The organism is Labrys sp. KB_33_2 (genome assembly GCF_052114505.1).
GTDB lineage: Bacteria > Pseudomonadota > Alphaproteobacteria > Rhizobiales > Labraceae > Labrys.
The window spans coordinates 160,439-173,835 of sequence record NZ_JBFREW010000009.1 but is presented as its reverse complement, the minus strand read 5'-3'; the positions used below and the strand labels follow the sequence as shown (position 1 = coordinate 173,835).

Sequence of the window (13,397 nt, the reverse complement as noted above, 5' to 3'; positions counted from 1 at the left end):
TGGGCTCGCTTGATCTCAGAAGGTCTTCAGATTGCCGTAGCGGTCGGTATAGCTGCTCGGCTTGGTGACATTGAGATCGTCGAAGTCGTTGTTCCAGACCTTGTTGGTGAATTCCTTCGGGCTACCACTGACGCCGAGGCCACGCAGTTGCAATTGGAACTGCACCGTGGTGTCGTATTTCAACGACGTGGTGTCATAGGAACGCGAGACGCTCATACCGAGCGCGATGCAGGCGTCGACATAGGTCAGTCCAGCATAGCTCGACGCGAATTTCTTCGTCTTCATATCGTAAAGAGCACCGGCGCTGGCGATCCAGTTCTCGCTCAGCTTCAGGGCGGCCTTGCCGTTGACGCCTTCGCGATCGTCGAGCCCAAGCAGGGGCTGGGCATCATAGCGCGCATAGGTGACATCGGCCTTCAGGCGTCCGAGGGTGCCGAGGACACCGATCTCGAACTGCCGCATGTCCCAGTTCTTCTGGTCGAAGCGGGCACCCGACATCACGGCAAAATTGTTCACCGGCTGCAGATAGACACGCCCGACATAGTCGGAAACGTTGCGATCCAGTCCCGACTGCAGGCCCGTATTGGCCATGTCGCCGGTGGTGTAGGGATTGGTGCCGCCGAAGGAATAGGACTGGCCGAACATGGCATTATAGTAGCCGCCGCCATTCGTGGTCAGCGAATATTGCAGGCCAGCATTGATGCGAGAGCCGTCCTCGACCCGGTCATAGCCGGAATACTTGTCCCAGGCGAACAGGTTGCTGTCGTCGAAAATCAGGCTCTGTGCGTCTTCGTTGGGGAAGACGCCGCTCTGCATCGCCTTGGGGCGCAGGATGATCTGGGCGATCGGTTCGATGATCTGCGTACCCCAATCGGACTGCGAGATGAAGGGATAGCGATAGTCGAGGCCGATGGCTGGCACCAGGCGTGCGGCCGTATCGTTCTTCTTGTTGCTGACGAACTGGTCGGCAGGGTTGCCGTCGAGCTGAGTGAAGCCCAGATCGCCGCGGACATAGGCGAAGGGGGTCCACTGCTGCCCATAGGTGTCGGTAAAGGTCTTCTTCCAATAGGCGTTGATCGAGGCGCGGGTATAGGTGCCATCAATGCCGCGCTGCAGGCAGTTCGTCCGGGTTTTCGGAGAGAGGTTGTCGCAGTTGTAGCCCAGAATATTGTCGAAGGCAGCCTGCTGACGCGTCAGGCTGGTCAGATTGAAATTCCAGCCCAGCTCGCCGCCGAGCACCGGGTGGTCGACGATATAGTCATAGTCGAGCACCGGCGCGACGACGGGCAATTGCTTCTGTACGTCGGCCGTGGTCAGGCCTTGGAAATAATAAGCGCGCAGATCGAACCAGGATTTGGTGCCCACGCCCGTCAGATAGACGGTGGAGGTCGCCTCGGTCTTGCCCCGCAGATTGTCGAGCCGGTAGTCGCGCCAATAATATTTGTCGCTCAGCAGCGAGCCGTCCCAGCCGAAGCGCCATTTGTCGTTCAGCCAGAATTCGCCCTTGGACGAAATCGAGCCGCGCCAATTCGGCTTGCCAATATCCTCATTGGCGAACTTGTCCGGGTCGCTGATAAAGGCACCCGATGCCATCACCGAATAGGCGCCATTCAGCGTGCGATGGCGCCACTCGATCTGGCCCGTCGGCCCCTGACTGCTGGCATAGCCGGGCGTGAGCGTCAGATCGTAGTTGGGAGCGAGGTCGATGAAATAGGGCAGTTCGGCCCCATAGCCGATCCGGGAGCTATGGAAATAGCGCGGCGTGATGAAGCCGCTCTTGCGGGTGACGGTCGGGTCGGGGGTCGACATATAGGGCAGGTAGGCGATCGGCATGCCGAAGAACTCAAAGCGAGCATCTTCGAAATAGATCATCTTCTCCTGCTGGTTGTGGATGACCTTGACAGCCTTGATCTGCCACAGCGGCGGCTTTTGCGGATTGTCGGCACAGGGCGAGCAGGCGGAATAGATGCCGTTCTGGAACACGGTGACGTTGCCGCCGGTGCGCTCGGCCCGGTTGGAGGCGATATAGAGCTCGTCCGCCGTCACCGTCTTCAGCGAATTGACGAAGCCGTCCTTGAAATCGTCGGTGAGGTCGAAATTATCGGCATAGGTCTTCGTGCCGTCGGCTTCGGTGATCACGACATTGCCGTTGGCGCGCACGCGCTTGCCCTTGCGGTCATAGACCACACGGTCTGCCTGCAGGGCGCGGCCATTGTAGTAGATCTGCACCGTGCCGATGGCCGTTACGACCTCGTTGTCCTGATCATACTGCATCTCCCTGGCCTTGAGGACCATGTTGGAGCTGCCTTGGCCTCCGGCACCATCGGAACGTGCACCCAAGGGCCCGAGCAGGTTCTCCTGGGCGTGAACTTTCGATGGCAACAACGCAAACGACAGCGCTGCAACCGCAACGGTGGTGCACAGCATGGTCGTAAGGAAGTGGCGAGCTGATACGCGCATCAGCCATCCTCCTGGTTAAGCAACACGGTAAATCCGATCAGGGCCGCAATGGCGGCCGGAGTCCAAGCGGCGACGGCCGGCGCAACCAGCCCCGCAATGCCCAGGTCCTTGGCCATTTTGGTTACGACATACAGCAAGAAACCCGCCCCGATTCCACTCAAGATCATCACACCAATACCACCCAGGCGAGCAAACCGAAGCGATACCGTCGCGGCGATCAGCACCATCGCCACGAGCAGCAGGGGACGAGCAAGAAGCGTCTGATATTGCAACCGGTAGTCATTTGCTTCAAGTCCCGCGGCGCCCTGTTGTTCGATTGATGAAGGGAGTCTCCAGAAAGACACGCTGTCTGCCGACACCGCAAATTGCTGATCAACCTGAGACTTGGTCAAATTGCTAGGAAAATCAACGGTTTCTGAGGTTTTTACTGACTGGTTGGGGATGAATTCCTGAACCTTGGATAGATGCCAGGCACCCTTGTCAAGTTTTGCGGTATCCGCCTCGATGCGCCTGATAAAGCGGCCATCGGCATCGAGGGCATAGATGGTGACCCCCGTCAGCGCGCCGTTGTCGCTATTCTCGGCCGAGGTATGGATGACCGCCTGGCCATCGCGGATCCAGCGGCTCTTGTCGTCGTCGCGCACCTGGCGAGAGCCGAAGACACGCGTATCGAGCACGTCGCTTCTGGTTTTCAGCGCTGCCGAGAGCGGGTTGAAGGCCATCGCGGCAAGGAGGCCGAGGAGGATGGCACAGATGATCGGCGGGGCCAGGAACTGCCAGACCGACAGGCCGGCGGCGCGCATCACCACCAGTTCGAGCCGTAGGCTGAGATTGACGAAGCAGATGATGGCCCCGAACAGGAAGACGAAGGGCAGGGTCTGCTCGATGATGGAGGGCGTCCGCAGCAGAGACAGAGTGGCGATCGAGCCTACGGATACATGTGGCAAGTCGCTGGCGCGCCGGCTGGTTTCGGCAAAATCCAGCAGGAAGATCATGACGAACAAGAAGGCGAGCACGCCGAAAATGGCGATCAGGAAGCGCTTGCTGAGGTAACGGCCGAGGGTGGAGGTCATGATCATGCGCGCGCCGTCCGGTTGGCGAGGCGCGAAGTCAGGTCATTGTACCAGTTCGTCAAGCTGCGCGGCAGCGACAGGCGCAAATGGCCGGTAATGACGGCAAGGCAGATCAGGGACGTCAGGACCGGCACGCCGAATGCGATATAGACGCCGCCAGCCGTGTGTACGCTCAGACTCTGCGTGGCGATGAAGCCGAGAATGCGAACCACCACGACGCTCAGAATGGCAAAACCGATCGCGCTGGCCCGGCCCTGGCGGGTTGTGCGCGCCTGGCCGAGGAAGGCGAGGGCGATCAGCATGAAGGCGATCGGATAGAGGGGAGCAGTAAACCGGTCCACAAGTTCGCCGCGAACGCGGCCACGCTCGGCCGGTCCTTTCATCTCGGATGGCTGGGCGTTCCAGAGTTCACTGGTGTAGCGGTCGCGCGGCTTGTAGTTGATGGCATCGTTGTCGTCGCGGGCGAGCTGGGAGAGGTCGAACTGATATTGCTCGAAGGTGACGATCGAGGCATCCGAGGAGGCGCCGCCTTCCTGCTGCTGCAGCGAGCCGTTGTTCAGGACCAGCACCAATCCCGTCGAGGTATCGACGATCTTGCCGGTCCCGGCGATATAGGTCTTGGTCTTGCCCTTGTCGCGAGCATCCTGCACGAAAATACCGAGCAGCGTGCCATCTTCCTGGCGTTTACGGATATGGAAGGTGAAGCCGCGCAGAGCGGTGAACTGGCCTTCCTTGAGGAAGTGCTGCACCACGTCGGCCGCGGCGGCGACACGCCAGGCGGTCAGCTCATGCTGGCTGGCAGGCTGGATATAGAGGGTGACGGCGGCGATCCCCGCGGCGACGAGGCCGGTAATGCCGGCAAAGGGCGTGATCAGCCGCGAGGGGGAATAGCCCGCCGCATTGAGAACGACAAGTTCGGAACCGGCATTGAGACGTTGCAGCAGCCATACTGCGGCCAGGAAGACAGCAAGTGGCGCGACCACCACCATAAGCGCAGGCAGGGCAAGCGAACTGATGGCCAGGAAGACCAGGACGGACTGGCCCTGTGCCGTCATGACATTGAACTCGCGCAGGGCGCCGACCATCCAGGCCAGGAGCGTCAGCACGACGAGGCAGACCAGAAAAGCAAAGCCAAACTGTCTGGCAATATATCGGCTGACGAGGTTCATTGCCTTCTCGGGTCTCCTACCCGTTGCTTGTATCCTCCTGCTAGGTGGCAGGCGAGACGTTTGTATGGCAGGACCGAGGCTGCGAGCGATTTGTTGTAGACATGGTTACGGATTGACATGCAAAAGTCCCAACAAGCCGTCAACCGCGCGGCAGCTTCCTAGAATGGGCATCAATTATGGTTTCCGAATTGAAACTGTCTTTTTCAAAAGTCGAGAAAATTGCCGACGGCATTGCCGTCATATTCACAAATATCGATTTGGCCGTATCGCCTGAAACGGAAGCTGCTCTACCGGGTATCGGCAGTCTGGTCAAACGTGCGGCTTCCGCCGATAATTTCAAGGGGAAGGCGCTGGCCTCCCTCGACATTCTTGCTCCGTCCGGCCTGCCGGTGGACCGGGTGATCGCGGTTTCTCTCGGCAAGGCTGAAGAAAGCGCCCGCACCGATTGGGTCAAGGCCGGTGGCAATGTGATCGGCAAGCTGCCGGTCTCGGCGAAGACGGTTACCGTGGTGCTGGACCTGCCGGAGGCGGCCATCACCGCCGATCAGGTGGCGGACTTCGCCCTCGGGGCCAGGCTGCGGGCCTATAAGTTCGAGCGCTACAAGACGCGCAAGCAGGACGATGCGGCGGGCAAGGTGCTTGAACTGACGATCGCCAGCGGTGTCGACGGTGCGGCCAAGAAGGCTGGCAAGTCTCGCGAGGCGATCGCCGACGGCGTCAGGCTTGCTCGCGATCTCGTCAACGAGCCGCCGAACGTGCTCTATCCCGAGGCCTTCGCCAAACGCGCGGCCGAACTGGAGGAACTCGGCGTCGAGATCGACATTCTCGACGTCAAGGCCATGAAGAAACTCGGCATGGGGGCGCTGCTCGGTGTCGGCCAGGGCTCCGAGCATGACAGCCGGCTGGTGGTGATGCGCTGGAATGGCGCTAAGAATCGCGAGGCCAAGCCTGTTGCCTTCATCGGCAAGGGCGTGACCTTCGACACCGGCGGCATTTCCATCAAGCCGGCTTCCGGCATGGAGGACATGAAGGGCGACATGGGCGGCGCGGCCTGCGTGGTCGGGTTGATGCACGCGCTTGCCGCCCGCAAGGCCAAGGCCAACGTCATCGGGGCCATCGGCGTGGTCGAGAACATGCCAGACGGCAAGGCCCAGCGTCCGGGCGATATCGTCACCTCGATGTCGGGCCAGACCATCGAGATCATCAACACCGACGCCGAGGGCCGGCTCGTGCTGGCGGATGTGCTCTGGTACATCCAGGACAAGTACAAGCCGCAATTCATGGTCAATCTCGCCACGCTCACCGGCGCCATCATGGTGGCGCTCGGCCAGGAATATGCCGGCCTCTTCTCCAACAATGACGAGCTCGCCGGGCGCCTGTTCGTGGCAGGGCAGACGACGGGCGAGAGGGTCTGGCGCATGCCGCTCGGCCCGGAATACGACAAGCTGATCGATTCCAAATTCGCGGACATGAAGAACACCGGCGGCCGCAATGGCGGGTCGATCACGGCGGCCCAGTTCCTGCAGCGCTTCGTCAACGAGACGCCTTGGGCCCATCTCGACATCGCCGGCACCGCCATGGGCTCGCCCGCCAGCGACGTCAACCGCAGTTGGGCTTCGGGCTGGGGCGTGCGCCTGCTCGACCGGCTGGTGGCTGAGCATTACGAGGGGTGAGGATCACACTGTTCGGCACGCCTGACAGCGTCTATACACGGATCATCCGGCTGATCCTGGATTTCAAGAATGTCGGTCATGACTTTGTCATGGCTGATATTTTCGACGACAGGGGCGTGCCGAATGAGTATGAGCGGCTGCATCCGTTCCGGCGTATTCCGAGCATCGAGATCGATGGTACGGTCGTCTATGAGACCGACGCCATTGCGCATTATCTCGAGGCGCTGCTGCCCGATCCTTTCCTGATACCGGCCGATCCTCGCGCGGCTGTACGCATGCGACAGATCATGCGCGTGGTCGACAATTACGCCTATCGGCCTCTCGTATGGGGAATCTACGTGCCACAATGGTGGCGCGATGGCGCGATGCCCACCCCGGAGACTCTGGCGCAGGCCGAGGTGGCATTGCGTGCCCTGCAGGAATTGGTATGCGAGGGGGGTGTCGGGCTTTCTCCCAACTTGGCTTGGTGCTACCTCGCACCCGTCCTGGCCGTTGCCGACAGTGTCTCGGCTGGAAGCGAATTGATCGATCGCGTGCCGGCGCTGAAGGAATGGTGGCATTCTATCCGAAACGCGCCTGCCATGCTGCGGACGCGCTCGCCGGAAAGCGACTATTGAGAAAGGGGAGATGATGACGGAATTGCTCTTCTATCATCTGCAGAGAGCCCCGCTTGAACGGATTCTGCCGGGCCTTTTGGAAAAATCCCTGCAGCGCGGCTGGCGTTGCGCGGTGCAGGGGCCACAGGAGCGCCTGCGCGCGCTCGACGACGTATTGTGGACCTATAATGACGAAGCCTTCCTGCCGCATGGCCTGGAGAGTGACGATGGTCCGGCCCAGCCGATCGTGCTGGTGGCGCATGAAGGCAATCCCAACGGGGCCGTGATTCGTTTCCTCGTCGATGGCGCGCCCTTGCCGACGGATGCGCCGAGCTATGAACGCATCGTGCTGATGTTCGACGGCAACGACGCCGACGCCGTGCAGGGGGCGCGGGATCAGTGGAAGCAGGCCAAGGAACTCGGCTTTGCCGCGACCTATTGGCAGCAGAGCGACGAGGGGCGCTGGGAAAAGAAGGCGTAGGCCAGACCTGATCGAATCGGAAATCGATCTAAAGCGCTTTGCGATTTGGCGGAATCACTTCAAATCGCAAAGACGCGTCGAAACAAAGAGTTAGAGAAAAGTCTGGTTCGGAGAAATCGCACTTTGCTCTAAGCGCATTCCTGCCCCCCGGCTGACGAAACTTCCGGACCCTGCCCGAAATGCGCGCGGACATGGTCGATGAAGGCGCTTGCCATCCAGGTAATGGGAAATTGGCGCGGTGTGATGATCACGGCCTTTTGCGGGGGCAGCACATCCTCGAGCTCCACGATGGCCAGCGGGAGGCCATCCTCGCTGACACCGGACCGGGAGCGCGTGGTCAGCAGGGCAATACCGAGGCCGTTGGCGACGAGGCCGCGCACCATGTCGATCGTGCGTGCCTCCATCCCCAGGGTGGGTGTCACCCCCGCCTGGCGGAACAGTGCCAGGAAATAGTCGCGGCTGTGCGGCAGATTGATCAGGATCAGCGGCCAGGCCGCGAGATCCCGTAGCCGGGCGCGGCGTTTGTCAGCAAGCGGATGGCCGGCCGGAACGAGCACGTAGGGTTTGAATTCAGCGACGGTCTCGGCCGTGCCGGTGCGGCCGAGATCGAGATCGTAGAGAAGCGCAACCTCGATCAACCCATTGTCGACCAGCCGGTGCAGTTCCTCGATATCGCCCTCCCGCATCCGGACTTCGACATGCGGATGGGACTGGCGAAAGGCGCGGATGATAGGCGGCATGTGCAGTGGGCCCAGCGTTGCGAGACACCCGACGTCGACGAAAGTCTTCCGCCCGGACGAAATGCCCGGCGAGGCGGCCCAGGCATTGATCTGGGAGAGGATGGAGCGAGCTTCGGCAAGCTTGTCGCGCCCGGCTTGGGTGAGGACGAGGCCCTGGGCGTGGCGGCGCACGAACAGGGGCTGACCGACCCTTTCCTCCAATTGGCGGATGGCCACGGAAATCGCCGGCTGGGAGACATGAAGGGCGCGGGCCGCCTGGGCTGTGCCCTCATGCTCGGCGGCAGCAACGAAATAGCTCAGCTGGCGTACTGTGACCATGAATAGGAAAAACTTATTCTATTGATGCAATAAGATTATTTGCATCTATTCAGGAACTGTCAAATCCTGCGGAAGAACCAAGGAACAGTCATGACTGGATTTGACCTGCCGCTCGAGGGCCTCGTCGCGCTCGATTTCTCGCGCGTGCTCGCGGGGCCCTTCGCCACCGCTCTCCTCGCCGATGCTGGCGCCGACATCATCAAGGTCGAGGGACGCGAAGGCGACGACTATCGCCATGTCGGCCCGTTCGTCGGCAACGACAGCGCCCTGTTCGAATTCGCCAATCGCGGCAAGCGCAGCATCGTACTCGACCTTAAGAGCGAGGCCGACCGTGCCACGGCGCGGCGGCTGGCGGCCGGGGCCGACGTCGTGGTCGAGAATTTCCGGCCGGGCGTCGCATCGCGGCTCGGCATCGCCTATACCGACCTCGTCGGTGAGAATCCCGATCTCGTCTATCTCAGCATTTCCGGTTTCGGACAGGAAGGTGTCGGGCGCGATCGGCCGGCCTATGACATCATCGTGCAGGCGGAGAGCGGGCTGATGGCGTTGACGGGCACGCCCGACGGGCCGCCCACCTTGATCGGGGAGGCCATCGGCGACATTGCCGCCGGTCTGTATGGCGCCTGGGCCGTCACCGCCGCGCTGTGGCAGCGCGAGCGCACCGGGCGTGGCTGCCATATCGACCTCGCCATGTTCGATGCCCTGCTTTCGCTGCTGCCGACCGGAGCGTGCCGCTATCTGGCGACGGGCCGCGTGCCGATGCGCGCCGGCAACCGCCACCCGCTCTCGGCGCCTTTCGGGGCCTATCGAACCGCTGACGGCCATGCGGTGATTGCGGTCCTCAATGAGAAGCTATTTGCCCATTTCGCCGCGACCATCGGCCAGCCCGAACTGGCGAGCGATCCGCGCTATCACACCGATTCTCTGCGCTCGGACAACGAGCCGGCCTTGCGCGCCTGCGTGGAGCAATGGACGGGGGGGCGGTCGACCGACGAGGTGGTGAAGGTCCTGGCCAGCGCCGGCATCCCAGTGGCACCGATCAGCACCGTGGCGCAGGCGATCGATTCGGAGCAGGCGCGCGGGCGTGGCCTTTTTCGGCAAGGGAGCATTGTCCCCCTGCCGGAACAGCCTGCCCATTTCTCCGGCTCCCGGCGTGGCCGGCCCATGCGAGCGCCGCGGCTCGGAGAGCACACGCACGACATCCTCGCCGGTCTGGCCGCACAGGAGGAGCGCTCATGAATTTCGAGCCGGATGCCGACACCCTCGCGGTGGTCGAACAGATCCGCCGCTTCGCCGAGGACGTCCTCAAGCCGAATGCCCGTGAGATCGATGCGAACGGGATCTTCGCGTCGCGGCATATTCCGGCTCTGGCCGAACTGGGCGCGATGGGCATGAACCTGCCGGAGGCATGGGGCGGCCCCGGCCTCTCGCCGGTGGCGCTCTATCTTGCCGTCGAGGCTTTGGCAGCCGGTTGCGGTTCCACCGTCTCCATGATGACGGCGCATTTCCTGGCGACCGATGCGATCCTCATCGGTGGCGACGATGCGCAGCGCAGCCGCTATCTGCCAGATGCGGCTGCAGGCAAGACCGTTGGCGCATTCGGCCTGACCGAACCGGCTGCGGGCTCCAATCCGGCCGATATGACGACCCGAGCCGTCTGGGACGGCGGGTCGTATCATCTGCGAGGCGTCAAGCATTTCATCTCCAACGCGGCGCATGCCGATTTCATCGTCGTATTCGCCAAGACCGATGCCGCGGCAGGCGCGCGCGGCATCAGCGCCTTTGTGGTCGAACCGGCGAAAGGGGGGGTGAAAGTCGGTCCGCCCGAAAGGACGATGGGCCTGCGCGGTGGACATGTGTTCGAGGTCGAGTTCGACTGCCGCGTCGACGAGGAGGCCAGGCTGGGACCCGAGGGGAGTGGCTTCAGAACCGCCCTGAAGACGCTCGACAATGGTCGCACCGAAGTCGCTGCCATGTGCACCGGAATGGCCGGCGAGGCGCTGGCCATGGCGGTGGAATGGGCGAAGACCCGCCACGTCGGCGGCCATCCGATCGCCGAGTTCCAGGGCCTGCAATGGATGCTCGCCGACATGGCGACCGAACTCGATGCCGCTCGCCTGATGGGACTGAGGGCCGCCTCCCTGCGCGAGAAGGGTGAGCGTTTTTCGAAGGAAGCCTCCATGGCCAAGCTGTTTGCCTCGGAAAAGGCCGGGTCGATCATCGACCGCGCCCTGCAGATCCATGGCGGCTATGGCTATTCCCAGGAATTGCCCCTGGAGAGGATGGCGCGCGATGTCCGTATCATGCGCATTTACGAGGGTTCCTCGGAGGTACAGCGCAACATCATAGCGCGCATGGTGCTTGCCTGAGTGTTGTACGATCTGACGACTACCGCAAATCGTAGAGACCTATCGCAACGAAGGGAGAGCAAGGACGTGGCTTCATCAAAGCGCGCTTTGCTCCCGGCGTCCTGATAGTAATACCTCCTCATGATTTAACGCGAGGCCGTGAACCATAAAACTGTCGTCGGGCGAAGGCGAAATCCTCTCTCGACGGTGCGCTAAAAAGCGGCTTCAATCCAATGGCTATCCAGGTGGAGAACATAATGAAAATCGGAACCTTATTGTGTGGCGCGCTGCTTGGGCTTGCCTTTGGCGGGCTCTCGGGAATGGCAGCGTCGGCCGATCAGCTGAGCAATGTCAAAAGTGCCGGTAAGATCGTGACGGCGACGGATATGCACTATGCACCGTTCGACATGGTCGTCGACGGCACCTATCAGGGCATGACCAAGGACCTGTTCGACAATGTCGCCAAGGAGATCGGCGTCGAACCCGTCTATCAGGACCTGCCCTGGACCTCCCAGCTTCCGGGCCTGGAAGTGTCGAAATTCGACATCGTCATCGCGCCGGTGACGATCACGCCGGAACGGCTCGAGCGCTACACCTTCACCCTGCCGATCGCCGACGCGACCGTCGGCATCGTCAAGGCCGCCGCCAACAAGGACATCAACAAGCCCGAGGACATCGCCGGCAAGACCGTCGGCGTGCAACAGGGCACGGCGCAGTTCAAGCAGTTGCAGGAATTCGGTGCCAAGGTCGGCAATGTGACCGTCAAGGAATACGGCACCACCGACGAGGCCTATGCCGATCTTGCCGCTGGTCGCCTCGATGCCGTGGCGGGCTCGGCGCCCAATCTTGCCTATCTCGTCAAGCAGCGTGGCGATGTGTTCGCCCTGCCTGAAGTGTCGACCTTCGGCAAGCCGACCTATTTTGGCTGGGTGCTCCGCAAGGGCGACGACAGCGCGAGCTTTGCCGGCGCCATCAAGGATGCCATCGTCAAGATGACCAAGGACGGGCGCGTCAAGGCGATCCAGGAAAAATGGCTCGGCAAATATACCGAGCTGCCGCTGGAGGTGCCGGCCAAGTGACCTGAAGTGTCTTCCGATTTGACGGATCCCGTCAGATCGCAAAGGCGCGTCGCAAAGAAGAGCTGGAGTAGGGTGTAATTCGCAGGAATCGTGCCTTGCTCTGGGAACGCATGGCCGCCTGGCGGCGCCGTGCTTCGGTCACTGGGCCTCCCCGCATGTTCTCGCTGAATGCCTTCATCAAGAGCTTCCACGCGCTGGCGCTGGGAGTGCCCAGTACCCTGATCGTCTCCCTATCGGGCATTGCGATCGGGCTCCTCGTCGGCGCGATGATCTGCGCCGGCGCCCTGTCGCTCTCGCGTACGCTGCGGTCGGCAGCCGCCGTTTGGATCAGTTTCTTTCGCGGCGTGCCACTGATGGTACAGTTGCTTTTGATGTTCTACCTCCTGCCGGTGACCGGCATCAACGTGCCGCCAATGGTGGCGGCGGTGCTGGCCGTCGGCCTGTGCTCCAGCGCCTATGTTGCCGAAATCTGGCGGGGCGCCATCAATGCGCTGCCCCGCGGACAGGCCGAGGCGGCGGTCGCCATCGGCATGCTGCCGCACGCGATCTGGACCCGGATCATCCTGCCGCAGGCGGTCCGCCTGTCGTTGCCGGCGCTCGTCAATGAACTCATCCTCTTGGTCAAGGCCTCCTCGCTGGTCTCCCTGGTCGGGATCTGGGAGATCACGCGAGCCAGCCAGGCGGAGGCTGGCGCGAGCTATCGCCCGCTCGAAGCCTATGTCGCGGCGGGATGCCTTTATCTCGTGATCAATCTGTGCCTGGCCACGCTTGGCCGGTACCTGGAACGAAGGGCGGCGGCATAATGGAGCTGATCGTTCACTACGGGCCGGCACTGCTGCGCGGTTTCGGCATGACGGTGCTGTGCTGGCTGGTCGGAACCGCCTGTTCCGTGGTCCTGGGCCTCGTCATCGCGCTTGCCCAGCGCTACGGGCCGGCGCCGTTGCGCTGGCTGCTCGTCGGTTATGTCGAGGCCATTCGCGGCACTCCCTTCCTGGTTCAGCTCTATGTGCTCTATTATGGCGGCCCTGCCTTCGGCTTGAGGCTGGATGCCCTGCCGGCGGGCCTGATCGGGCTGTCGATCTATGGCAGTCCCTATTTCGCCGAGATCTTCCGCTCGGGCTTCAATGCGGTCGCGGTGGGGCAGATCGAGGCGGCGCGAACCATCGGCATGAGCGAGTTCGCCATCGTGCGGCGCATCCTGCTGCCGCTCGCCTTGGTTTCGTCCCTGCCGGCGCTGGTCAATTTCGCCATCATCCTGACCAAGGAAACGGTGGTGCTCTCCACCATCACGGTGCCCGAACTGCGCTATCAGGTCGACCGGATGATCACCGAGACCTTCCGCTATTTCGAGGCCACTTTGGCGCTGGCCCTGTTCTTCTGGGGTCTGGTGGAACTCGTCTCCCGGCTCGGTCGCTGGCTGGAAAGCCGCGTCACCCATTACATGATCGAAAGACGCTGAT

General features: G+C 62.0%; 12 protein-coding genes. 8 read left to right on the top strand and 4 right to left on the bottom strand.

Annotated features, from left to right (window positions below):
• Nucleotides 1–15: 15 nt before the first annotated feature.
• The 3 genes from AB4037_RS17475 to lptF are packed head-to-tail and all read right to left on the bottom strand — an operon-like array spanning nt 16 to nt 4,702.
• Entirely contained in the window at nt 16–2,460 is a 2,445-nt protein-coding gene (locus tag AB4037_RS17475) for an LPS-assembly protein LptD (protein WP_434957123.1), read from the bottom strand.
• Nucleotides 2,460–3,539, bottom strand: coding sequence for an LPS export ABC transporter permease LptG (lptG, locus tag AB4037_RS17470; protein WP_441772368.1), 1,080 nt, complete (start codon nt 3,537–3,539; stop codon nt 2,460–2,462). The genes AB4037_RS17475 and lptG overlap by 1 nt, the downstream gene beginning before the upstream one ends.
• Nucleotides 3,536–4,702 (bottom strand): LPS export ABC transporter permease LptF, encoded by a 1,167-nt coding sequence (lptF, locus tag AB4037_RS17465; RefSeq protein WP_434957121.1) that lies wholly within the window; start codon nt 4,700–4,702, stop codon nt 3,536–3,538. Before lptF ends, lptG begins: the two co-directional genes overlap by 4 nt.
• A 176-nt stretch (nt 4,703–4,878) precedes the next feature.
• Here lptF and AB4037_RS17460 point away from each other — a divergent pair, with 176 nt between their 5' ends.
• From AB4037_RS17460 to AB4037_RS17450, 3 genes are read left to right on the top strand one after another with little or no spacing between them, the layout of a single operon-like run.
• The gene (locus tag AB4037_RS17460; RefSeq protein WP_441772367.1) at nt 4,879–6,375 is read left to right on the top strand and encodes a leucyl aminopeptidase; all 1,497 of its coding nucleotides are present in this window, start codon (nt 4,879–4,881) and stop codon (nt 6,373–6,375) included.
• The gene (locus AB4037_RS17455) at nt 6,372–6,992 is read left to right on the top strand and encodes a glutathione S-transferase family protein (RefSeq protein ID WP_441772366.1); all 621 of its coding nucleotides are present in this window, start codon (nt 6,372–6,374) and stop codon (nt 6,990–6,992) included. Before AB4037_RS17460 ends, AB4037_RS17455 begins: the two co-directional genes overlap by 4 nt.
• A 13-nt stretch (nt 6,993–7,005) precedes the next feature.
• Nucleotides 7,006–7,452, top strand: a complete 447-nt coding sequence (locus AB4037_RS17450) for a DNA polymerase III subunit chi (protein ID WP_434959663.1) — start codon at nt 7,006–7,008, stop codon at nt 7,450–7,452.
• A gap of 128 nt (nt 7,453–7,580) precedes the next feature.
• On the opposite strand, the gene AB4037_RS17445 is transcribed toward AB4037_RS17450, so the two are convergent.
• On the bottom strand, nt 7,581–8,510 hold the full coding sequence (locus tag AB4037_RS17445; protein WP_441772365.1) for a LysR family transcriptional regulator: 930 nt from the start codon (nt 8,508–8,510) through the stop codon (nt 7,581–7,583).
• Nucleotides 8,511–8,600: 90 nt separating this feature from the next.
• On the opposite strand from AB4037_RS17445, the gene AB4037_RS17440 reads away from it, so the two are divergent.
• The 5 genes from AB4037_RS17440 (at nt 8,601) to AB4037_RS17420 (ending at nt 13,396) form a co-directional block, all read left to right on the top strand.
• A complete protein-coding gene (locus AB4037_RS17440; protein ID WP_441772364.1) occupies nt 8,601–9,749 on the top strand; it encodes a CaiB/BaiF CoA transferase family protein in 1,149 nt (382 codons plus the stop codon).
• Complete coding sequence (locus AB4037_RS17435) at nt 9,746–10,879, top strand: acyl-CoA dehydrogenase family protein (protein ID WP_441772363.1); 1,134 nt, start codon at nt 9,746–9,748, stop codon at nt 10,877–10,879. Before AB4037_RS17440 ends, AB4037_RS17435 begins: the two co-directional genes overlap by 4 nt.
• A gap of 236 nt (nt 10,880–11,115) precedes the next feature.
• Entirely contained in the window at nt 11,116–11,937 is an 822-nt protein-coding gene (locus AB4037_RS17430) for a transporter substrate-binding domain-containing protein (RefSeq protein ID WP_434957115.1), read from the top strand.
• A 95-nt stretch (nt 11,938–12,032) separates the two neighbouring features.
• Nucleotides 12,033–12,740 (top strand): amino acid ABC transporter permease, encoded by a 708-nt coding sequence (locus tag AB4037_RS17425; RefSeq protein WP_441772362.1) that lies wholly within the window; start codon nt 12,033–12,035, stop codon nt 12,738–12,740.
• The gene (locus AB4037_RS17420; RefSeq protein WP_434957113.1) at nt 12,740–13,396 is read left to right on the top strand and encodes an amino acid ABC transporter permease; all 657 of its coding nucleotides are present in this window, start codon (nt 12,740–12,742) and stop codon (nt 13,394–13,396) included. Before AB4037_RS17425 ends, AB4037_RS17420 begins: the two co-directional genes overlap by 1 nt.
• The last annotated feature ends 1 nt before the right edge of the window (nt 13,397 follow it).

Excerpts from the sequence above, each read along its gene's own strand:
- lptG (WP_441772368.1), bottom strand. The coding sequence starts at position 3,539 with ATGATCATGACCTCCACCCTCGGCCGTTACCTCAGCAAGCGCTTCCTG.
- AB4037_RS17475 (WP_434957123.1), bottom strand. The coding sequence starts at position 2,460 with ATGCGCGTATCAGCTCGCCACTTCCTTACGACCATGCTGTGCACCACC.
- AB4037_RS17445 (WP_441772365.1), bottom strand. The coding sequence starts at position 8,510 with ATGGTCACAGTACGCCAGCTGAGCTATTTCGTTGCTGCCGCCGAGCAT.
- AB4037_RS17430 (WP_434957115.1), top strand. The coding sequence starts at position 11,116 with ATGAAAATCGGAACCTTATTGTGTGGCGCGCTGCTTGGGCTTGCCTTT.
- lptF (WP_434957121.1), bottom strand. The coding sequence starts at position 4,702 with ATGAACCTCGTCAGCCGATATATTGCCAGACAGTTTGGCTTTGCTTTT.
- AB4037_RS17450 (WP_434959663.1), top strand. The coding sequence starts at position 7,006 with ATGACGGAATTGCTCTTCTATCATCTGCAGAGAGCCCCGCTTGAACGG.
- AB4037_RS17460 (WP_441772367.1), top strand. The coding sequence starts at position 4,879 with ATGGTTTCCGAATTGAAACTGTCTTTTTCAAAAGTCGAGAAAATTGCC.
- AB4037_RS17435 (WP_441772363.1), top strand. The coding sequence starts at position 9,746 with ATGAATTTCGAGCCGGATGCCGACACCCTCGCGGTGGTCGAACAGATC.
- AB4037_RS17420 (WP_434957113.1), top strand. The coding sequence starts at position 12,740 with ATGGAGCTGATCGTTCACTACGGGCCGGCACTGCTGCGCGGTTTCGGC.
- AB4037_RS17440 (WP_441772364.1), top strand. The coding sequence starts at position 8,601 with ATGACTGGATTTGACCTGCCGCTCGAGGGCCTCGTCGCGCTCGATTTC.